The sequence below is a fragment of the Nostoc sp. ATCC 53789 genome, assembly GCF_009873495.1.
GTDB classification, from domain to species: domain Bacteria; phylum Cyanobacteriota; class Cyanobacteriia; order Cyanobacteriales; family Nostocaceae; genus Nostoc; species Nostoc muscorum_A.
In genome coordinates, this window is the sequence record NZ_CP046703.1 from 1 (window position 1) to 20,790 (window position 20,790).

Sequence of the window (20,790 nt, forward strand, 5' to 3'; positions counted from 1 at the left end):
ATGGAAATTCCCATAGAAAGTCTGTGGAGTCAGGTACTAGAGCGCCTACAGGTTGAACTATCCCGACCTACCTTTGAAACTTGGATAAAAACTGCTAGTGCGGAGCGATTAGAAAATAATTGCTTAGTAATCCGCACTCCTAACCCATTTGCCCGTAATTGGTTACAGAAATATTACATCAATACCATTGCTCATGCAGTACAAGATATTCTCGGTCATCCCGTAGGAATTTACATTACTGTTGCTCAAGGTGATGAAGTTTCTCATTTTAGTGAACGGGAGGTTTCTTGGGAATCAACAAATCCTAGCAGTATTCCTGAAGCTGTTTCTCATCACAACCATAAAACTACTGAATTAAATTCTAAATATGTCTTTTCACGATTTGTAGTTGGAGCAAACAATCGGATGGCTCACGCTGCTTCTTTAGCAGTTGCAGAATCTCCTGGTAAAGAATTTAATCCTTTATTTTTATGCGGTGGGGTAGGTTTAGGTAAAACTCATCTGATGCAAGCTATTGGTCATTATCGCTGGAAAATTTGTCCTGATTGTAAAATATTTTATGTTTCTACTGAACAGTTTACTAATGATTTAATTACAGCAATTCGTAAAGATAGTATGCAAAGTTTTCGAGAACATTATCGAGCTGCTGATGTTTTATTAGTTGATGATATTCAGTTTCTTGAAGGCAAAGAATACACTCAAGAAGAATTTTTTTATACTTTTAATACTTTACATGAAGCTGGCAAACAAGTTGTGATTGCTTCCGATCGCCCTCCTAACCAGATTCCTAGCTTACAAGAACGTCTTTGTTCTCGGTTTTCTATGGGGTTAATCGCAGATATCCAAAAGCCAGATTTAGAAACTAGGATGGCAATTTTGCAAAAAAAAGCCGAGGATGAAAATATTCGTCTTCCTCGCGATGTGATTGAGTATATTGCTTCTAACTATACTTCTAATATTAGAGAATTAGAAGGAGCTTTAATTCGGGCGGTAGCTTATATTTCCATTTGGGGCTTACCAATGACGGTGGAAAATATTACACCTGTTTTAGAACCGCCTAACGAAAAAATGGCAGCTACCCCAGAAGCAATTTTAAAGGTTGTAGCAGATAATTTTGATGTTTCAATAGACGATCTCAAAGGTAACTCACGACGAAGAGAGATTAGCTGGGCGCGTCAAATTGGAATGTATCTCATGCGTCAACATACATCTCTGAGTTTGCCGAGAATTGGCGAGGAGTTTGGTGGTAAAGACCATACAACGGTAATCTATAGTTGCGATAAAATTACCCAACTCCACCAGAGCGATCGCACTTTAGCACAAACAATCCGCCAACTGAGCGATCGCATCAACATGACTAGCCGTTCTCAAAAATCATAGGGTAAATATGCTGACGGGGCGCTTGTCGCCTCGTCAGCACTGCGCGAACAGACCTCAGAGGGAAGCGACACGAGCGATTTTAAGACGCTCGGATGATTTATTCTGTGGCGATAAAGTTCGCACAACAGAAGCTTTAAAAGATGATGACCGCGATTACGACTTTATAAATGGTCTCTAAATATATTTTCAAAAATTAAATCGGAATTCTATATGTCGAGTAAAAAGAAAGAACCAATTGGATGTGGATGCTCAAATATTCCGATTTCTATAATCCTAATTATCTTAGGAGGTGGTTATTGGTGGTTTAGCCAAAAAGGATATCCAGAAATTAGCAAGTTTTTAGATAATAGTAAAAAGATAAATATAGATATTCCTAAGCCTACTAAAACTAGTTCTTTAACTATTAATGCAACTCCTTCTATAATCCCAATACCCTCTTTAGTAAGCACTCCAACCTTTACTGATAATCCGAAAATAATCCCAGATAAAAAAATACTATTGCTTCAAACAGCTTGGGAGAAGAAAGTAATTAGAGGAATTTATTTGACTCGCTACCAAATTACCAATAATGCCAACGAACAAACGATTCGTGAAAGAGTTCGTTACTATCGCTCTCAAGGAATCAATACAATTATTCATGGTGTTTGGGGTAATGGTTGTACTATGTACAATAGCGAAGTCATGCAGCAAACTTTCGGATATAAAAGTTGTCCAAATCAATTTCAGGAACAATGGTTAAATTGGTTGATAGATGAAGCACATAAGCAAGGAATGCAAGTTCATGCTTACTTTGAGAAGGGAATTAAAATAGATAAGAATAGCCCAATTTTTGATTTGGCAATTTCCCGGAAATGGATTGTTCCAGGAGTGGATAAAACCTACTCTGGAATTGATCATTATGTCCTTGATGTACAAATTCCTGAAGTTGCTAATCTTTTTCAAAATATCTTAGTAGAGTTTGTCAAAAAATATCCTGATATAGATGCAGTTCAGTGGGATGATTATCTGGGTTATTATGCTGAATTATCTGGAAAAGTTGACCGCACTGCAAATTTAACTAAATTTGTACAACAAATGGTAACTTCTATGAAAAAAGCTAATCCATCGGTGAGTTTTGATATTTGCCATCATAACCCCTATTGGGCTAAAAAATATTTTGCTGCTGACTGGGAAAAATGGGGTGCGGATCGTATATTTATTCAAGCTTATAATGATAGTAATTTTCTTGAAGAGTTAAATTATGCTCAAAAATATGCCGGAGTTGCGATTACAGATCGGCAACTGGGTCATTTAAAAGAATTAGTTGATAACCCAAAAATTAAAAGTATCTTAGTTTTTCCATTTTCAGGAAACCCAGAAAAAACAGCTTCTAGCTTAAAAAACTCACTGTGATGTGTGAGCGAGTTTTCTGAGCGTGGGAAACAAGGGATGATTAAGAAAGCGTGATTTAAAATAGTTTTCAACAGCCCGAAAGAGTAGTAAATCTGGTTTATTAAGAGAGTTATAAACCCAACTCAAAATAATTCAAAATATTCTCTTTGCTCCCAATTAGTCACCTGCTTTAAATACTCTTCTGGTGGCTGATCGGCGACGGACTGCAAAAAGCGATTAATTTCACTCTGTTTCATCTTGATAATGAAGTTTATGAACTGTTGCCCCATTTTTTCAGCAAAAAGTTCGCTTTGGCTCAAATATGCGATCGCCTCTGGCAAACTTTTGGGTAAAATCGGATTTTCTGTAGTATAAGGTGACTCTGTTGGAGAGCCAGGGTCAAGTTTACAATCTACACCATCTAAACCAGAAATCAATTGCGATGCCATGTAGAGATAGGGGTTGGCTGCTGGTTCTCCAACTCGGTTTTCAATGTGGGTACTGGGGTCATCAAAACCGCCTTGTAATCTAATCATTGCCCCTCGGTTTTCCAAGCCCCACCCCGCACGGTCAGGGGCTAGAGAATAAGGTCTAAATCTTTTGTAGCCGTTAATTGTTGGGGTTGTGAACACAGAAGCAGCATTGGCGTGTTTGAGAAGACCACCAACGAAGTGTTTAGCTAAATCTGACGTGAGGGTTTGGGAGTTTGCAGACATGAAAGCGTTCTCGCCTGTGGTAAGGTCTACAAGGGATTGGTGCAAATGCCAGCCATTAGAAGAAGAACCTTGCAATCCTGGACGACACATAAATGATGCAATGTAACCTTGTTGACGGCAGATTTGCTTGGTTGCCATTCGGAATATCATCATTGTATCGGCAGCTTGCAATGCAGGAATCGGTTCAAAAGTAAATTCAAATTGACCAACACCTCCTTCGTTTTCTACACTCCTTAAAGGCAATTTCATTTCAACTAAATTCTCTGCCAGAAGGCGCAACAAATCTTGAATCTCTGGATTGTATGATTCTAAAAGGTATTGGAAGCTATGGTCTACGGCGCTAACTTTAGCAGGTTCACCGGGTTTTCCAGAAGTACCAACATTAGCGATCGCTAACATCGGATCTTCTAACTTTGCCAGATACCACTCAACTTCTAAGCCGACAATATACTCCAACCCTCTTTGATGTAACTCTACCAATGATTGGCGCAAAATACCGCGACTTGAAAAGGGCATTAACTGACCATTTTGAAAGTATTCGTCACAGAGAATAAAGCCAGTACGTTTTGCCCAAGGCACAATTTTGAAGGTATCAGGGTCAGGAACAGCCACAAGATTTGGCGCACCTGTCATCAAAGGCATGTCTAAACTACCGCCGGGAACAAATGGGTTAAATACTATTGCACCACCAGTATCAAACAGGAATGTCCCTGTGCTGATTTGCATACCGTTTTCCAGGGCGCTGAAAAAGGCTTGGGGTAAGAGCGACTTACTGCGAACAATGCCATGCTGGTCTGACCAAGCGGTACGAATCAACAATAAATCCTGTTCTTTAACAATAGCCTTAATCTTTTCAGATGCTTCTTTTTGGATTTCTGTCCACAGGTGATGACGCTCAATAAATCCAGGTCTTTTCATTGGGATTGTCTAATCATGTTCAACTGCTTGTGTGGTTAGTTTGACACTTCTTTCACCAGTTCCGTGAATAATATGGAACTAGTAGTCTGTCTCATTAATTCTGAAGGGTTATAAAAGTTCGTAGTAAGGACTTTAGTCCTTGATTTGAGCGATAAATCGCTCACTACAAACCTAGTAAAATTAATGCGATAGACCACTAGTCTTCAAGTTTTGTAGGTTGGGTGCAGCGATAGTGTAACCCAACATAAATAAGGTGGTAATGTTGGGTTGCATTTCACTCCACCCAACCTACATAAATATATCTTTTAAAAAACTCTTGGTTTCAACATAGATGAGGTTTATTTCATATTTTCTATTGCCTATTGCCTATTTTTTATTGCCTTATCCCAACGACAATTATTTACGCCTACTTACTTAGTTTGAGTAAGCGCTCGCTCGCTGCTTGTAATGTCTCAGGTGTTTTGCTAAAGCAGAATCTGATCAATGAATGGCCTTTTTCTGGTTGGCTGAAAAAGCTGGAACCAGGAACTACGGCAACACCAATATTTTTAATTAGATGGTAAGTGAATTCAATATCTGTTTTGTAGCCAAATTTAGAAATATCTGCAAGAACATAATAGGCTCCTTGGGGAAGAAAATAAGGAATACCAACTCCATCAAGTATCTGTAAGATGGAGTCTCGCTTCTGGTGATAAAGTTTGCCTAGTTCTTCATAATAGGATGGTGGTAGTTGCATCGCAGTAACTCCGGCTCGTTGCAATGGTGCGGGAGCGCCAACGGTAAGAAAATCATGGACTTTGCGAATGGCTCCTGTTAATTCGGGGTTGGCCAAAATGTAGCCAACTCGCCATCCGGTGACACTATAAGTTTTGGATAGACCGTTAATGGTAATGGTGCGTTCTTCCATACCGGGAAGGGTCGCTAAGGCAATATGTTGAGTGCCATCATAGAGAATATGTTCGTAGATTTCATCTGTGAAGGCTAACACATCCCACTTTTGACAAAGTTCAGCAATTAGGGTGAGTTCTTCACGGGTGAAGACTTTGCCGGTGGGATTATGGGGTGTGTTGATAATAATAGCTTTAGTATTAGCATTGAAAGCTTGACGCAACTGTGCTTCATCAAATGTCCAATGGGGAGGATGCAGTGTTACGTATCGGGGTGTGGCACCAGCTAAAATCGCATCGGGGCCGTAGTTTTCGTAATATGGTTCAAATACAATTACTTCGTCACCAGGATCGACTGTCGCCAGCATTACAGATGCCATTGCTTCTGTGGAACCACAGGTGACGGTGATTTGGGTTTCAGGGTCGATATCTAAGCCGAGATACCAGCGAACTTTGCTAGCGATCGCATGACGAAATGCGCGATCGCCCCAAGTAATGGCATACTGGTTGACATCTGCCTCTATGGCTTCATAAGCTGCCTGTTTCAACTCCAAGGGACATGGAAAATCAGGGAACCCCTGAGCCAGATTCACTGCACTATATTGCAGTGCCACCCGTGTCATTTCCCGAATTACCGACTCTCTAAACTGGTCTGCCTTCGCTGATATTTTTTTACGCCCAATCTCACTCACTCCCATACCTCCGTTGATCTCGATTGCGGTTATGCAGGAATTTTTCTAAAATCCATAATACCGATAGCTTTATCGTAGTATACTCAAATTCGAGATTCAGAGGGAATGCAACCTTATAATCTATATACTTAATTATTGATATTAATAGTCAATTACTGAAGTACTGATCCAGAATCATCATGAAATCTTTGCACCGTCCCGATCTCTATAGCTGGTCTAATTTCAATCCGGCAAGAAATATTGATTTCAATGGGATTGCCTGGATTCGCCCAGATGGAAACATCTTGATTGACCCAGTAGCCCTATCAAACCATGATTGGAATCATTTGAAATCTCTCGGTGGTGTAGTTTGGATTGTGCTGACGAATTCCGAGCATGTCAGGGCAAGTAAAGATATTGCCGATCAAACTTATGCTAAGATAGCTGGCCCAGTGGCAGAAAAAGACACTTTTCCCATACCTTGCGATCGCTGGCTGTCTGATGGTGAAGAGTTCGTACCTGGGTTAAAAGTAATTGAACTCCAAGGCTCGAAAACTCCCGGTGAATTGGCTCTGTTACTAGAGGAGACAACTTTGATTACAGGGGATTTAGTCAGGGCACGTAAAGCAGGTAGCTTAACTATATTGCCAGATGACAAGCTACTGAATCGAGAGGAAGCTGTTGCTTCAGTTCGCAGGTTGGCTCAACTGAGTCGAGTTGAAGCAGTGCTGGTGGGGGATGGTTGGCCCGTCTTCCGCGATGGACGCGATCGCTTACAGGAACTTGTAGCCACGCTGTAAATGGGTGGGGGCAGGAGGAAGTTTTTAGTTGGGGATTCTGGAGCCACTGAACTACTGTAAGAAAGCGGGAAGCTGATGCAACAGTTGGGGTCTTAAACTCTCTCTAAAAGTTGGACTTTACCCTTTTTCCTTTCCCCCTATTTTCAATTATTTAGGAGCAAAGCGCGAGTCTCCTGTGGAAAGGCTGCGCGATCGCGTGCAGAATATTTACAGTGTTGCCGCCTAAAATTATGGATAATTCCCCAGTGGTCGCTCAACCAGATGCATCCTTACCAAATTACACTCAGGAAAATATACATCTAGTGGAGTCAGCAGTTATAAAAGAAAAGATCGGAACTGATTTTGACTCTCGCATGATGCTGCGGTGTTTGGAACTTGCTCGCCGCGCTTTAGGTCGGACTTCCCCAAATCCTTTGGTGGGAGCGGTGATTGTCAAGGATGGCGAGATTGTCGGCGAAGGGTTTCATCCTCGTGCAGGTGAGCCTCATGCAGAAGTGTTTGCTTTACAAGCAGCAGGCGATCGCGCTCGTGGTGCAACAATCTATGTGTCACTTGAACCTTGCAATCACTACGGACGTACTCCCCCTTGTTCGGAAGGATTGATCCAGGCTGGAGTGGCAAAAGTGGTAGTAGGTATGGTTGATCCCAATCCACTGGTGGCTGGAGGTGGTATTGCCCGTTTACGTGCGGCGGGGATCGAAGTGTTGGTGGGAGTAGAAGAATCAGCTTGTAATCAGCTAAATGAAGCTTTTGTGCATCGCATTCTCTACAAACGACCTTTGGGAATTTTAAAATATGCCATGACTTTAGATGGGAAAATTGCTACCACCTCTGGTCATAGCGCCTGGGTGACAAGCCAAGAGGCCCGCAATGAAGTACATCAACTACGGGCGGCTTGCGATGCCATAATTGTCGGCGGCAATACAGTGCGACAGGATAATCCTTATTTAACTAGCCATCATGCGGAGGCACATAATCCCCTGCGGGTGGTGATGAGTCGTCATCTCAACTTACCGGAAAATGCCCACCTATGGCAAACTGCGGATGCTCCAACTTTGGTGTTGACTCAAAAGGGTGCTAACCCCGATTTCCAACAACTGTTGCTCAAACAGGGAGTGGAAATCGTGGAATTAACATCACTTACACCAGATAACGCAATGGCGTACTTATATGAACGGGGTTTTTGTAGCGTCTTGTGGGAATGTGGCGGTACTTTAGCTGCTAGTGCGATCGCTCAAGGAGCAGTGCAAAAAGTTTTGGCATTTATTGCCCCAAAAATCATTGGTGGTAGCATTGCTCCCACACCAGTGGGCGATTTAGGTTTTACTACCATGACTGAGGCATTGTCTCTAGAACGTGTTCGTTGGCGTGTAGTCGGCTCTGACTGCTTAGTGGAAGGTTATTTTCCCCAAAAAGCCAATAGTCAATAGTAATAACACTTGACTATCAATCAATTCATCGTGATTTTGCTATCATGAACACTGGCGTTCATGGGCAATATCACGTATAAGGGCTAGCCGAGATTGAATGTAGTGGCAGAGATAATCAGTTTCGTTAGGATCTAACAAAACTTGTGTTTCGGTTTGTTTCACTAACCACTGCACCAAGCTAGCATCATCCAGTTGTAAGAGGAGCTTGGCTTGCGCGGTTTCAACCACTGACCAAAGCTGACGCATAATTGTAGGAGTCATCAGACCTCGATTGAATAATGAGCTATTAGCTGTCTTCAGATTACACAATTCCGATAGAACTTTACGACATGAATGTACAAGCTGAGACAAGTATTATTAAAAACTTAATAATGGTATTTATAACTTTATGAAGATTAAGAATTTGAAACTCAGTTTGAAAATGGGAATTGGGAATTGGGAATGGGGAATTGGGTAAACAGGTTTTTATGGATTTAGTTGCAAAACTTAGAAGACAAATACACTAATTCTAAAAACTGGGTTTTTGTGTTTGCGAAGACCGAAATTATGTTGATTTTAGTCCAGCAAAGACAGTTTTTGAAAAACTATATTGAATCCTGAATCTGTCTTCTAAGATACAAAAATTTAAGTTTTGAGAAAAACGTTTTCTAGAAAGTTAACATCTTTTGGCTGTCGATGGACTCACAAAATCATGTAAATTTTTATCCCAAATGCTAATGTAAATAAAATTACATTCTTGGCGGATAATCTGGCCCTTGACTGAGCCATTCTGAAAACGGAAATTATCAGACTGACCCTGTTGTACCTGTTTAAGTCCCTGCTTAATTTTTTCAGTGGCTTGCCCCTCTAACATTCCATTCAAGGTAGTTTCCATTACCTGCGGGTCTACCGATTGGGCAAAAGATACCTCTGTTTGACGCAGCACTTGAGAATTACGATCGAATAAGTAGCCAAGATCAATTTTGTTTGGTACTAGTTTGTAAACAACAGCACGCGTCTTACCCCATGCACCTCTTAAATCTTGATTTGGTTTGCCGAGGGTAGCTTCTACAGCGCTTCTGGATGTACCTGTAGGAAATGCGGGAACGCTTTGACTGCTGGTAGTCACAGCTACTTTTTTCGGTGGCTGATCATTCTTCTGTGGTGCTGAAACTGCTTCTGGTGTGGGAACTGCAATATTCTCTGGTTCTGGCTGTGGTGTAGAAGACACTTCTGGCACTGGAGTATCTGAAATTACAGGCTCTTTTTCTGGCTGTGGTATGGATACAACTGGGGGATTAACGGTTGGCAAAGGATTGAGAATTACTCGCTTTCGTGGTTGTGAGGCTGGTACAACTGGGGCTGGAGAAGTTTGGGAAGAAAGGGGCGATTCGGTAGATGCGGGAGTAGGCAAAGATTCTAGCGATGGGGTGCTACTTGTGACAATGGTTGTTTCTGGTTGTTGCTGACGAATGATGTTAGGAATCACTACTGCACCAATCAAGCCGCCTACCAGCAAACTACCAATAATTACGGCAGGTTTTTGCCAGTTTCCAGGAGTGGAATTCCCTATCACAGTTGGTTTTTGTGGGGAATATAATGGCTGGGTTTGTCGAGTCGATGACGCAGGGGGATAAAAATTAACTGTAGGAGTATTTGCAGCTAACTCAGGAGGGATATTACTAGCAGACTGCAAAGCGTGTAACATTTTACTAGCAGTGCTGTAGCGATCGCCAGCATGAGGCTTAATTGCCTGATTGAGTACCCCTGCCAATTGAGAAGAGACGTTAGGGGCGTGTTCCTGCCAAAGTATTTCCCCAGTTTTGAGATCGGTTTGCAATTCTTGCGGGTGTTTGCCAGTCAGCAGATAAATCGCCGTTAAACCTAAGCTGTAGATATCAGTGGCGTAAACTGGGCGGCCAACGGCTTGTTCGCTAGGCATATATCCAGGCGTACCAATAACGAGCGATCGCGTGGGGTATCCTGAAGAGTTGACCACAGAACGAATTGTTTCTTTAACTGCACCAAAATCAATCAAAACTGGCTTGTTATCAACAGAACGGAGAATAATGTTCTCAGGTTTAATATCCCGGTGAATAATGCCTTTACTGTGGACATAATTTAACACTGAAAGCAGACTCAAAAGAATTTGCCGAACAGCAACTTCACTCTCAAATCCTTTAGCTTCGACAATTTTCGTCAGAGTTTGGCCGTGAATCCATTCTTGGACAAGGTAAAATTGCCCGTTTTCAGAAAAGTAGGCATAGAGTTTAGGAATTTGGTTACTACTTTCACCCAAATATTCCAAGGTTGCGGCTTCCCGTTCAAACCGTTGTTGGATTAGTTGGTAATTTTGCGGATCATTATTAGTTATCGGTTTGAGTTGCTTAATCACACAACGACGGCGAGAAGGCATGTGAACATCTTCTGCCAGAAAGGTTTCGCCAAAACCCCCAGCACCGATTACCTGGATAACTTGATAGCGATTGTTTAGCAGGGTTATTGTCATGAAAAATTATAAGCGTAGACACCCAGCGCGGAGCCGGAGACTTCCTATCTTCTCCAGGCTTGTCTCAGACATCGCCCTTTCCAAATGTACATCAGATAAGTAAAGCGAGGGCGAATAGATATCTGGTCAAAAGAGGCAGGGGAGCAGGGGGGAGGGGGAAAGACTGAGGCGGGGCTTGTACTTTGCCCCAGTTCAAGCGTCCTGGAAGAACAGGGCTTCTCTTCTCTACGAGAGGCTGCGCGAACGTACCCATGTTTCGCTTTGCTCCATGCAGAGGAGAAGGGCTTTCTCCCCCCGCTCCCTGCTCCCTTCCCCTCTACCTCTTCGGTGAAATTGAATATGCGTTATTCAGAACCCATGTAGAGATATAGCAGTGGCAATACTTCTCTACATTCTTTTTTACCAGATATCTAATGTAAGCCGACGCATTACCAATGTAGGTATTGCCAAATTTAATTTGCGATGAATGAATCGGTGTTGCTGATTAATTATATGAATTTTGGTATAAAGACGTTGCATTGCAACTTCTTTACAAGGGTTTTGAAATTACGTAAAATCATTTTCATACCGGAATTCAGCAACACCAATCAATCAAATGCTGCATTAGATAAACTCTATAGTCTCAACAAACTCTAAAATACTCTCCTTAATGTCTTCAGCTTCTTCTTCAAGGGAATCGGGAGTTTCGCCGTCAAGAAAGCTGTGCTGACTACTAACTATATACAAAAATTCACCACTGATAAAGGTGAGCAGACCCCGGTACGCATCTAATCTGATCGCAGTTCCATTATTTTCTTGCTTAGAAATTGTCGAACCTTTGGGCATATCAATTAACACATAGTAAGCGCCTCGCAAAGTATCTTCCAGATATTCGGTGTACTCCACAGAAGCATCTGGTACATTGGCAAAAATCGCTTGGGGTACATACTTATCTACTAAAATTGTTTGTAAATATTCTTCTTGTCCAACAGACTCCAGTTCCTCTAACTGTTCTAGAGGGAAAGGATAATAATCGATTCTCAATAAAGTACCGATGTCATCAGAAAAGCCAACTACTCCTTCCTGGCTTTGAATTCTACCGCCCTGCTGGGGATCAACCGGAATTGGCACGGTAAAATTACCTAAAGGGGATTGATATGTCTGTTCGCTGAAATCTTCTATGACTACTGTCTCATCATCGTCGTCATCTGCATATTCTTCCTCTTCTGCTTCTTTAAAGGCTGCAATTACCTCCTTAATAATTTCCTCTGCTTCTTCATCTTCCAGGTCTAAGGCTGCTTGTAGCTTTTTGAGGTAGGCTTGTTTTGGTTTGGCGATCGCGAGTTCCTCGTCTAAAAGCACTATTACCCCAGCTGCAAAACCATCCAGCACTAATTCTTCTGAGAGAGATACTTTGGCAGCATTAAACAGGGGCCCAATTCCCTCTTCTTCTGCAATGGCTAGGAGTCTATCAACTATTTCGGCAATTTCATCTTCTGAGTATTCCTCGAAAACCTCGAATTCCCAGAGGATACCCGCTAAACTTTCTGCATCTACATCTTCAATCATAGAATCAGCGATCGCAGTGACAGTTGCGATCGCTGCTACCGCTTCCTCTGGACTTAGTGATTCCTCTGATGTCTTTGGTGAGTTAAAAACCTTGTCATATTTGGTCATAATTGCTACCTAAATTAATTCCTCAACAGTAAAAACAGATTGAAAGTGACAATGGTCAGTTTACCAATGGAGCGAATCTTCTAGAGAAAAAGTTGGCTAATGCTTGGTCTACTCAATATTGCTCAGGTGTAACAAAATCTTGTTGACAGCTAATCTCCAAAGAATTGAGATGTTCTCAAATCTGTTGTCGAATATACACTTAAACACGAGTTAGGCTCAATTTTTACCACAGGTCAACTTAATTAAATATTGTAAATTTTTGTTATTAAGCAATTATCGTTAATAAATGCTATATTTCTTTATTTTTATCCTCTAGCAGATGAATTATATCTATCGATAGAATTATAAACTAGCTAGCGATAGATACCTATACCGTGGGCAGGATGTCACAATACCGATGTCTGTAGCGACACACAATAGCCAAAGCGTTTGTACTGTTAGTTCTACAAATGTAAATTACATAAAATTTTGAGTTTTTTATGGTAAAAACCCCTCCATCTCAGTTTTCCCCAGATCAATACAAAGTTGATTCTGCACAAGAAAAAGTAGACGCTATTATAGAAACGCCACCATCAGAAACCGAGATTGACCTAGAGTTTCTTTACACCAGAGATATTGAATTTCGCCAAGAAACTATTTACTTTCTGGTGGTAGATCGCTTTTATGATGGCGATCCAGATAACAGCGAAGGTGAAAATTCAGAACTCTACGATCCCAATAGACAAGAATGGGGTAAGTACTGGGGTGGTGACTTGCAAGGTGTCATCGATAAGTTAGATTATCTCAAAAATATGGGAGTTACCGCCCTTTGGCTAACTCCACTATTCGAGCAAGTAGAAGAGTTATTTATTAGCAATGCGGCGATGCATGGCTATTGGACAAAAGACTTTAAGCGGATTAATCCTCGCTATATTGCTGATGGAGAAAACCCTTCTTTAAATGCTACCCAAGAAGAAAAAAATACGACCTTTGATCGATTAATTACAGAACTGCACAAGCGGAATATGAAGCTGGTGCTGGATATTGTCTGCAACCACAGCAGCCCTGATACCAGTGGTAGCAAAGGTGAATTGTATGATGATGGCGTTAAAATTGCTGACTTCAATGATGATGTCAATCATTGGTATCACCATTACGGTGAAGTGCAAAACTGGGAAGACGATTGGCAAGTACAGAATTGTGAACTAGCGGGTCTTGCAACCTTTAATGAAAATAATACAGAATATCGACAGTATATTAAGTCAGCAATTAAACAATGGCTAGACCGGGGTGTGGATGCACTGCGGGTTGATACTGTCAAGCACATGCCGATTTGGTTTTGGCAAGAATTCACTGGCGAGATGACCAATCACAAACCAGATGTATTTATTTTTGGTGAATGGATTTATAGTAATCCGAGTGACGATCGCTCGGTGGAATTTGTTAACCACTCAGGCATGACACTTCTAGACTTTGGGCTATGTGTGGCAATTCGAGCCGCATTGGGCCAAGGTTCAGAACTGGGATTCCAAACAATTCAATACATTTTTGACCAGGATTATCGCTATAACGGGGCAACAGAGTTAGTTACCTTCATCGATAACCATGATATGTGCCGCTTCCAATCGCTGAATCCCGATCCAGCGATGTTGAAGGTTGCGATCGCCTTAATTATGACATCTCGCGGTATTCCCTGTATATATTACGGCACAGAACAGTATTTACATAACGATACTGATGGCGGTAATGACCCATATAACCGCCCGATGATGGAAAATTGGGATACCGATAGTGAGGTTTATCGTTGCATTCGGTTGCTGTCTGGTTTACGGCGGCTAAATCCTGCTATATCAATGGGTAGCCATTGGCAGAAATACTTGACCGCCGATGTTTACTGTTATGTCCGCCGCTATCGTGATTCTCTGTGTTTTGTAGCTTTAAACCGGGGAGGGGAAGTTACTCTCCCAGAAGTAGAAACAGAATTACCCGATGGTGAGCATACTTGCGTAGTGACTCGCAATAAGTATGAAGTAAAAGACGGCAAGATTTATAACCTAGTATTAGAAGAACGGGGAGTGCTTGTTTTCAGCCACGTTGGGGAACGGATCAAAGCACAGACAATTGTGCGCGTCCAACTCAATGGTGTGGATACCCAACCCGGTGAAATCATTGTGGTGACAGGAGATTGTCCAGAGTTGGGTAACTGGGATATCAGCAAAGCATATCCTTTGGAGTACATCAACTCAAATACTTGGTCTGCTGAGATTCCCTTTGATGAAAGCGCTGGTAAGCTGATTGCTTATAAATATGCCATGTGGCGGGAAGGGCGATCGCCTCTGCGGGAAAATTTGGTCAATCGTCGCTGGGTGATTGCCAAAGAAGGTACTGTTAAATGGCGTGATACCTGGGCATCGGGAAGAGAATCGTAGAAATTTCAAATCAACAATGAAGTGTCTGATTTTTCACGTTATGTGGAAAAGTCTACCAAAAACCTAACCCCCTAACCCCCTTCCCGACGCGAGAAGGGGGAAAATTCAAAGTCTCTCTCCTTTTAGGCTACGGTGTACACACAAGTCTTATAAAGTTGTCTAACAGTGTTTCGATCCCCCCTAACCCCCCTTAAAAAAGGGGGAAATTTCTTCAAGTCCCCCTTTTTAAGGGGGATTTAGGGGGATCAGATGATTTGTGTGTACACGGTAGCCTTTTAGGAGAGAGATGTAGAGACAGGTTTTCCAGATGCCGTGAAAAGTCAGAATGAAGTGTGAAGGATAAAAATTTTGCTCCTTCACACTTTATTTTTTGTGAATTAATAACCCTTCTTATGCTTTGCGGTTTCGTCTTTGACGTTCTCAGAGAGTCGCCGCTATAAATTTATGTATGCAATGATCTAATTTCTAAATGCTTTTTCAATATATTTTAGTTTGCAGTGATCTAGATCACACCATTTTGTGAGTAAGAATAGATAGTATCAAGCACATAAACACCTTAGAACTGTCAAAGGCAGGAGCTAACAAGCTCTACCTCTTACAGGGTAAAAGAATAGATGATACCTGTATAAGTACTAAAATCACCAGTTTTTAATTCTTACCAAGTCATCTAAAAAAATGAGAACAAGGTAAATGGTGATGTTTGAACTCTTGCTAAAAAATCAATTAAGCGCTCCCAAAAAAGTAAAATTTAAAAATGAGATTTTGGCACGAGTTCAAGGACAAAAATCAGGAACTTCAAATGACGAAATTAAATTTTATAAAACTGAATTACTTCCCTATTTTATAAAATTGAGCCAACACAATCCTGTTTTCAGCGTTACGGAACAATTACGCCTTTTGGTGGGTGTTTGGACACCAATATGGTCTACTATTTCATTTCATGAAAGTTTACCGAAAAGAATACAAGAACAGTCTTTTCAAATTTTTCAGCATGATGGTTACTGTGCGAGTGTCGCTCGCTATATAATGGGGAAAGACGCGTATTTATCCCAGAGTTTTAACTCAATATTACCAGCTTATGATTTCATGGTAATCCAAAAATATGGAGTTCAAAATGGTAAATGGTATCTTCAAAATATTGATAGATTTCAGGCTTTTAAAAATAGAGAAATTCCTCTAAATTTAGAATCAGTCTACACCTGGTTTACTGATGTGCTTAACACTAAAGTCAAACTGAATGCGTCAAAATTGGCTTTACCGAAAGCTCTCGAATTAGAAAATATAGAGATAAATCATACAAATTATTTAAAAAAAACATCCTTAGCACCTTCTCAAGTGTTTCAGCATTTATATATAGATAATGACTGGCGACTTGTAAAAACTCAAACAGATGCCTCACATCTACCTAGTTACACAATTTCTGTGAAGAGGTAATTGATAAAGTAAAAATAAAATTACCGTAGTGGGATCGTAAAATCTCTTATTTTTTCTCAGCGATCTCTGTGCCTCTGCGGTTTAAAAGTATTTTTTCTAACCACAGAGGCGCAGAGGACACAGAGTATAGAGCTTAAAGAGAAATCTATTTACCAAAATTTTTACGCACCTTGAAAGGGCTAGTCTTAGGCTCGTAATAGGAATTTAGCCCCAAAAAATTTATAACATAGCCTCTAAGCAATATGAATGAATGGTACAAAGAAGACCTTGCATTTATTCATGATGACGGTTTCCGTGACTTCGCTCTCAAATCCGCTCCCGGCATTTTAGAAATCCTCGCTCAAAACAAAATACATGATGGACTAGTGGTTGACTTGGGTTGTGGTAGCGGATTATGGGCAAAAGAACTTACTAAGGCTCATTATCGTGTTCTCGGAGTTGATATTTCTGAGTCGATGATTAATATTGCACGAACAAGAGTCCCAGATGCCGTTGGCTTCCAAGTTGAAACAACTCGTAGTTATGGGCAATACCTTCTGCCGAAGGGTCATGTAGCATTTATTGCACGCAAACCAGGATTATAAATACCTGAATCACATCCAAATATCTAATTTTTTTTGTTATGGTGATCCCAAAAGAATCGTTAAGTACTTACGAGGTTCAATAGAATGACTAATCGATTTACTTGTATATTTGAATACAAGCCGTTATAAATAATTTATTTATAAAGTGTATCTATTTAGGTTGGGCAATACGCGCTTCAATATCTTCCAATGTTTGTAACAATAGACTCCTTGCCTGCAATTGCCAACCCCATCTTTGAATTCTGTAAGCTGATACAGTACCAACTATAGCTGCTAACAAACAGATAGGTTGATTTAAAGAAATTCCGAATAACAAACCCAATCCAGCAATTCCCCAAAATGGTAAGGCTACTGTTTGTCTTTGCTCTTCCACAATTTGAGTAACTATATTAGAAGATTGCTTATTAACTAATAATGCTTCTTTGACTTGTCGCTGTTCAGCCGCCGACACTGTTAAACCTATTTTCCGCCGTAGTTTTTCTATTTTGCGGGCATCAGTACTGTACTCAGTTAACTCATCTTCTGCCATTTTTAGCAGTCGTTCTAGTTGCGCCATTGTGTATTGCATCCGGTATTTTGATAAAGCTATTAATCTAAATAATTGTTAACTTTTATTGACTAAAGGGTTGTATTTAATCGCCAAATTTAAAGTTACACGACAGAATGAAAAATCTAAAATTAAAGATGGAAAAATATACTAACGGTTACACACTTACAAATTGAGTATAAATTTAAAAGGTAATTATGACTACAATATCTAAAAGCACTTTATCTCCATCTGCTCAAGAGCGATCGCTCATATTGTGGTTTGATGAAGTTGGAATTGCTGATATCCCCTTAGTTGGTGGTAAAAATGCCTCACTGGGCGAAATGATTCAACAGCTAACGCCCAAAGGGATTAACGTTCCTACCGGATTCGCCACCACTGCTTACGCCTATCGTCATTTCATCAAATCAGCAGGTTTAGAAGCAAAGCTACGCAAACTCTTTGCTGACTTGGATGTTGAGGATGTCAAAAATTTACGAGAACGGGGTAAAAAAGCGCGATCGCTATTAATCCACACTCCATTCCCTGTAGAATTGCGAGAGGCGATCGCTAAAGCCTACCAAAATCTTTGTGAAATATACCATACAGAGACAGATGTTGCAGTCCGTTCTAGCGCCACCGCCGAAGACCTTCCCGATGCTAGTTTTGCTGGACAGCAAGAAACTTACCTCAACGTTGTCGGTGTGGAAGGAGTTTTAGCAGCTTGTCACAAGTGCTTTGCTTCCATATTTACCGATCGCGCCATTTCTTACCGTCACACCAAGGGATTTGATCACTTTAGCATTGCTCTGGCTGTGGGTGTGCAAAAAATGGTACGCTCTGACTTAGCAACCTCTGGGGTGATGTTCTCCATTGACACAGAAACCGGATTTAAGGATGCAGCACTGATTACAGCCGCCTACGGTTTAGGTGAAAACGTTGTCCAGGGGTCTGTCAATCCCGATGAATACTGTGTTTTTAAACCAACTTTAAAAGCTGGTTTTCGCCCGATTATCGATAAAAAATTGGGCAGTAAAGAACTGAAAATGATTTATGATGACGGCTCCAAATTTACAAAAAATGTTTCGGTTTCCCCCAGCGAAAGAAATAAATTTGCCCTGAGTGATGAAGAGATTTTACAACTAGGAAGTTGGGCGTGTTTAATTGAAGATCATTATTCTCAAGTCCACGGTACATTGACTCCAATGGATATCGAGTGGGCAAAAGATGGCATTACTAATCAACTTTTTATTGTGCAAGCGCGTCCCGAAACCGTCCAGTCGCAGAAGGCGGGAAATGTGTTGCGGAGTTATCGGTTGGTATTAGGAAATGGGGAAAAATCTTCCCACTCGTCACTCCATAATTCCCAATCCCCAATTCCCCTGGTTACGGGAAGTGCAATTGGAGAAGCTATTAGTCAAGGGAAAGCCCGCCTAATTTTAGATGTTCAGAAACTCGAACAGTTTCAAGTTGGGGAGGTTTTGGTGACAGAGAGAACTGATCCCGATTGGGAACCGATTATGAAACGCGCCAGTGCAATTGTCACCAACTCTGGTGGTAGAACGTGTCATGCAGCAATCATTGCGCGAGAATTGGGTGTCCCTGCGATCGTGGGATGTGGCAATGCTACAGAAATCTTAAAACCTGGTCAAGAGGTAACAATTTCTTGCGCTGAAGGGGAAGAAGGAAAAGTTTATGCAGGTTTATTACCTTTTGAAGTTGAAGAAGTTGCTTTAGAGAACTTACCGCGTACCCATACTCAAATTTTAATGAATGTGGGTAATCCTCAAGAGGCATTAAGTTTATCGGCAATTCCTAACGATGGCGTAGGTTTAGCGCGGACAGAATTTATCATTGCTAACCAAATCCAAATTCATCCAATGGCGTTGATTCATTATGAATTATTAAAAGATGAATTTGCCAAAGCTAAAATTGCTGAAATTACCTCACTTTATGACGATAAACCTCAATATTTTGTAGATAAATTAGCTCAAGGCATTGGTAGAATTGCCGCAGCATTCTATCCTAAACCAGTGATTGTGCGAATGTCAGATTTCAAAAGTAATGAATATGCGAATTTGTTAGGTGGGCGACAGTTTGAACCCCATGAAGAAAACCCAATGCTGGGTTGGCGAGGAGCGGCACGTTACTATGATGAAGGGTACAGAGAAGCTTTTGCCCTAGAATGTCATGCCCTCAAACGGGTACGGGAAGAGATGGGTTTAACGAACGTTATCCCGATGATTCCTTTTTGTCGCACTCCTGATGAAGGGCGGTTGGTTTTGGCAGAGATGGCAAAAAATGGTTTAAAGCAGGGTGTTAACGGCTTGCAGGTTTATGTAATGTGTGAGTTGCCCAGTAATGTGATTCTGGCTGAAGAATTTGCTGAGGTATTTGATGGTTTCTCCATTGGTTCAAATGATTTAACTCAACTGACACTAGGGATAGATAGGGATTCGGCATTGGTAGCGCGATTGTTTGATGAACGTAGTCCAGCTGTGAAACGAATGGTAAAAATGGCCATAGAAGCGGCAAAAAAATGCGATCGCAAAATAGGCATTTGTGGACAAGCACCCAGTGATTACCCAGAATTTGCTCAGTTTTTGGTTGAACAGGGAATTGACTCAATTAGTCTGAATCCAGATTCGGTTTTAAAGACAATGCTAGAAGTGGCAAAAGTTGAGCAGGGATAGCAAAGGATCGGATTGTATTGGGATTCCGTTCTGAAGAACTGCGGAAAGATTCAGAATTTGCGTAGTTTACCGCCGCAGGCATCGCATAACCAACAGTAGTTGAACTTTTGGATCGCTGCCTGTAATATAGCGATCGCCATATTTTGTTTGTGTAATTGTCTACAAAACTTTTGACTGCTCAACCATAAGTATCTTAGTATTTTGCAGAATGGCTATTTAGTTTAGTCAAAAGCAAGATGACAAATCTTTTGGAAACCGAACGCTTGATTATTCGTAGTTGGATACCCGAACGTGATGCCGAGGAAGCCTTTGTAATTTATAATGACCCTGAAGTTACGCACTTTCTCGGCTCTCGCATCACAAGTGTTGAGTCACAGCGTCTGCGTTTAATTGACGACAATGGTAATGGATCTTGGGCAATTGTCGAAAAGGAAACTACAACAATTGTGGGAACTATCCTTCTCGAACAATTACCTGACAAAGATGGTTTACTCACTCAAGATTATGAGGTAGGCTGGCACTTACGGCGAGCTTCTTGGGGTAAAGGGTATGCAACAGAAGCAGGACGAGTTATGCTCAACTACGGATTTAGTGTTTTGAACTTGCCAGTGATTTATGCTGTAGTAAAGCCAGAAAATCATGCTTCAATCCGTGTAACAGAACGATTGGGTATGAAACCAATAGGGCGGACAAATAAGTATTACGGTATTGAACTACTCCTGTTCCAACTAGATGCACCTGAAGAGTAGAGAGGGAGTAGGAGTAGGGAGTAGGGGAAGAAAAACTATTTATTGATTATTTATCAATGCCCAATGACAAATGACAAAT

16 protein-coding genes are annotated in these 20,790 nt (G+C 41.1%); 10 read left to right on the forward strand and 6 right to left on the reverse strand.

Going from position 1 to position 20,790, the window contains the following annotated elements:
• From dnaA to GJB62_RS00015, 3 genes are read left to right on the forward strand one after another with little or no spacing between them, the layout of a single operon-like run.
• A complete protein-coding gene (gene dnaA / locus GJB62_RS00005) occupies positions 1–1,380 on the forward strand; it encodes a chromosomal replication initiator protein DnaA (protein WP_114080307.1) in 1,380 nt (459 codons plus the stop codon).
• Between the two features lie 7 nt (positions 1,381–1,387).
• Positions 1,388–1,558 carry a hypothetical protein gene (locus GJB62_RS00010; RefSeq protein ID WP_159402424.1) on the forward strand — a complete coding sequence of 57 codons (171 nt, stop codon included), beginning with the start codon at positions 1,388–1,390 and terminating at the stop codon, positions 1,556–1,558.
• Between the two features lie 32 nt (positions 1,559–1,590).
• Positions 1,591–2,772 (forward strand): family 10 glycosylhydrolase, encoded by a 1,182-nt coding sequence (locus GJB62_RS00015; protein WP_114080306.1) that lies wholly within the window; start codon positions 1,591–1,593, stop codon positions 2,770–2,772.
• Positions 2,773–2,894: 122 nt separating this feature from the next.
• Here GJB62_RS00015 and GJB62_RS00020 read toward each other — a convergent pair whose 3' ends face one another.
• Entirely contained in the window at positions 2,895–4,385 is a 1,491-nt protein-coding gene (locus GJB62_RS00020) for a glutamine synthetase family protein (RefSeq protein WP_114080305.1), read from the reverse strand.
• Positions 4,386–4,791: 406 nt separating this feature from the next.
• Positions 4,792–5,970, reverse strand: coding sequence for an aminotransferase class I/II-fold pyridoxal phosphate-dependent enzyme (locus GJB62_RS00025; protein WP_114080304.1), 1,179 nt, complete (start codon positions 5,968–5,970; stop codon positions 4,792–4,794).
• Between the two features lie 173 nt (positions 5,971–6,143).
• Between GJB62_RS00025 and GJB62_RS00030 the strand changes: the two genes are divergently transcribed.
• Together GJB62_RS00030 and ribD are read left to right on the forward strand one after the other, a co-directional pair.
• Complete coding sequence (locus GJB62_RS00030; RefSeq protein WP_114080303.1) at positions 6,144–6,743, forward strand: MBL fold metallo-hydrolase; 600 nt, start codon at positions 6,144–6,146, stop codon at positions 6,741–6,743.
• 230 nt (positions 6,744–6,973) lie between these two features.
• The gene (gene ribD / locus GJB62_RS00035; protein WP_114080302.1) at positions 6,974–8,173 is read left to right on the forward strand and encodes a bifunctional diaminohydroxyphosphoribosylaminopyrimidine deaminase/5-amino-6-(5-phosphoribosylamino)uracil reductase RibD; all 1,200 of its coding nucleotides are present in this window, start codon (positions 6,974–6,976) and stop codon (positions 8,171–8,173) included.
• Positions 8,174–8,215: 42 nt separating this feature from the next.
• On the opposite strand, the gene GJB62_RS00040 is transcribed toward ribD, so the two are convergent.
• The 3 genes from GJB62_RS00040 to GJB62_RS00050 all read right to left on the reverse strand — a co-directional run bounded on the left by GJB62_RS00040 (position 8,216) and on the right by GJB62_RS00050 (position 12,317).
• Entirely contained in the window at positions 8,216–8,434 is a 219-nt protein-coding gene (locus GJB62_RS00040) for a hypothetical protein (RefSeq protein ID WP_114080301.1), read from the reverse strand.
• Between the two features lie 394 nt (positions 8,435–8,828).
• A complete protein-coding gene (locus tag GJB62_RS00045) occupies positions 8,829–10,661 on the reverse strand; it encodes a serine/threonine-protein kinase (protein ID WP_114080300.1) in 1,833 nt (610 codons plus the stop codon).
• 603 nt (positions 10,662–11,264) lie between these two features.
• The gene (locus GJB62_RS00050) at positions 11,265–12,317 is read right to left on the reverse strand and encodes a hypothetical protein (protein ID WP_114080299.1); all 1,053 of its coding nucleotides are present in this window, start codon (positions 12,315–12,317) and stop codon (positions 11,265–11,267) included.
• A 479-nt stretch (positions 12,318–12,796) separates the two neighbouring features.
• Between GJB62_RS00050 and GJB62_RS00055 the strand changes: the two genes are divergently transcribed.
• From GJB62_RS00055 to GJB62_RS00065, 3 genes are all read left to right on the forward strand, one after another.
• Positions 12,797–14,725, forward strand: coding sequence for an alpha-amylase family glycosyl hydrolase (locus GJB62_RS00055; RefSeq protein WP_114080298.1), 1,929 nt, complete (start codon positions 12,797–12,799; stop codon positions 14,723–14,725).
• Between the two features lie 690 nt (positions 14,726–15,415).
• Complete coding sequence (locus tag GJB62_RS00060) at positions 15,416–16,159, forward strand: hypothetical protein (RefSeq protein ID WP_147262432.1); 744 nt, start codon at positions 15,416–15,418, stop codon at positions 16,157–16,159.
• A 242-nt stretch (positions 16,160–16,401) separates the two neighbouring features.
• Positions 16,402–16,743: a class I SAM-dependent methyltransferase gene (locus GJB62_RS00065; RefSeq protein ID WP_114080296.1), complete on the forward strand. Its 342-nt coding sequence runs from the start codon at positions 16,402–16,404 to the stop codon at positions 16,741–16,743.
• A gap of 151 nt (positions 16,744–16,894) precedes the next feature.
• Here GJB62_RS00065 and GJB62_RS00070 read toward each other — a convergent pair whose 3' ends face one another.
• Complete coding sequence (locus GJB62_RS00070; protein WP_114080364.1) at positions 16,895–17,299, reverse strand: hypothetical protein; 405 nt, start codon at positions 17,297–17,299, stop codon at positions 16,895–16,897.
• 188 nt (positions 17,300–17,487) lie between these two features.
• Between GJB62_RS00070 and ppsA the strand changes: the two genes are divergently transcribed.
• Both ppsA and GJB62_RS00080 read left to right on the forward strand, forming a co-directional pair.
• Positions 17,488–19,962: a phosphoenolpyruvate synthase gene (gene ppsA / locus GJB62_RS00075; protein WP_114080295.1), complete on the forward strand. Its 2,475-nt coding sequence runs from the start codon at positions 17,488–17,490 to the stop codon at positions 19,960–19,962.
• Between the two features lie 236 nt (positions 19,963–20,198).
• Positions 20,199–20,711 carry a GNAT family N-acetyltransferase gene (locus GJB62_RS00080; RefSeq protein WP_114080294.1) on the forward strand — a complete coding sequence of 171 codons (513 nt, stop codon included), beginning with the start codon at positions 20,199–20,201 and terminating at the stop codon, positions 20,709–20,711.
• Positions 20,712–20,790: the final 79 nt, after the last annotated feature.

Coding starts and splice junctions, on each gene's coding strand:
- dnaA (WP_114080307.1), top strand. CDS start 1: ATGGAAATTCCCATAGAAAGTCTGTGGAGTCAGGTACTAGAGCGCCTA.
- GJB62_RS00010 (WP_159402424.1), top strand. CDS start 1,388: ATGCTGACGGGGCGCTTGTCGCCTCGTCAGCACTGCGCGAACAGACCT.
- GJB62_RS00015 (WP_114080306.1), top strand. CDS start 1,591: ATGTCGAGTAAAAAGAAAGAACCAATTGGATGTGGATGCTCAAATATT.
- GJB62_RS00020 (WP_114080305.1), bottom strand. CDS start 4,385: ATGAAAAGACCTGGATTTATTGAGCGTCATCACCTGTGGACAGAAATC.
- GJB62_RS00025 (WP_114080304.1), bottom strand. CDS start 5,970: ATGGGAGTGAGTGAGATTGGGCGTAAAAAAATATCAGCGAAGGCAGAC.
- GJB62_RS00030 (WP_114080303.1), top strand. CDS start 6,144: ATGAAATCTTTGCACCGTCCCGATCTCTATAGCTGGTCTAATTTCAAT.
- ribD (WP_114080302.1), top strand. CDS start 6,974: ATGGATAATTCCCCAGTGGTCGCTCAACCAGATGCATCCTTACCAAAT.
- GJB62_RS00040 (WP_114080301.1), bottom strand. CDS start 8,434: ATGACTCCTACAATTATGCGTCAGCTTTGGTCAGTGGTTGAAACCGCG.
- GJB62_RS00045 (WP_114080300.1), bottom strand. CDS start 10,661: ATGACAATAACCCTGCTAAACAATCGCTATCAAGTTATCCAGGTAATC.
- GJB62_RS00050 (WP_114080299.1), bottom strand. CDS start 12,317: ATGACCAAATATGACAAGGTTTTTAACTCACCAAAGACATCAGAGGAA.
- GJB62_RS00055 (WP_114080298.1), top strand. CDS start 12,797: ATGGTAAAAACCCCTCCATCTCAGTTTTCCCCAGATCAATACAAAGTT.
- GJB62_RS00060 (WP_147262432.1), top strand. CDS start 15,416: ATGGTGATGTTTGAACTCTTGCTAAAAAATCAATTAAGCGCTCCCAAA.
- GJB62_RS00065 (WP_114080296.1), top strand. CDS start 16,402: ATGAATGAATGGTACAAAGAAGACCTTGCATTTATTCATGATGACGGT.
- GJB62_RS00070 (WP_114080364.1), bottom strand. CDS start 17,299: ATGGCGCAACTAGAACGACTGCTAAAAATGGCAGAAGATGAGTTAACT.
- ppsA (WP_114080295.1), top strand. CDS start 17,488: ATGACTACAATATCTAAAAGCACTTTATCTCCATCTGCTCAAGAGCGA.
- GJB62_RS00080 (WP_114080294.1), top strand. CDS start 20,199: ATGACAAATCTTTTGGAAACCGAACGCTTGATTATTCGTAGTTGGATA.